The sequence below is a fragment of the Brachyspira catarrhinii genome, from assembly GCF_005518285.1.
Lineage (GTDB): Bacteria > Spirochaetota > Brachyspiria > Brachyspirales > Brachyspiraceae > Brachyspira > Brachyspira catarrhinii.
This window is the reverse complement of sequence record NZ_SJDU01000885.1, coordinates 1-295: the sequence shown is the minus strand read 5'-3', so window position 1 is coordinate 295 and position 295 is coordinate 1. Positions and strand designations below refer to the sequence as shown.

1 protein-coding gene is annotated in these 295 nt (G+C 36.6%); it reads right to left on the bottom strand.

What is annotated here, in order from left to right:
• Nucleotides 1-283, bottom strand: a 283-nt coding sequence (locus tag EZH24_RS13730; protein WP_236847303.1) for a hypothetical protein, incomplete at its 3' end; no start/stop codon positions are given.
• Nucleotides 284-295 lie beyond the last annotated feature (12 nt).

Genomic DNA, 295 nt, shown 5'->3' with positions numbered 1-295 from the left:
TCTTAGCTTCTGTTATTCCTTTTGAAAGTCCTACTATACCTTTTAAAGCTGGACCGAAGCCCGCTGCTAAAGAAACAAATCCTACACTTACAGCCTGCAAAGGTGCTGGCAAGTCGCTGAATGTTTTTATTAAAGCTATAATAGTAAGAATCATTTTTTCAGCTATAGGTACTATTTTATCTTGCATAACAGGAAGTAAATCTTCATTAAGGGCAGGAAGTAAACTATTTCCAAGCTCTACTACTAAAGCACTAAGCTCTGCTTTCATTAGCTCTGCTTCCATTTTTTCAAACTG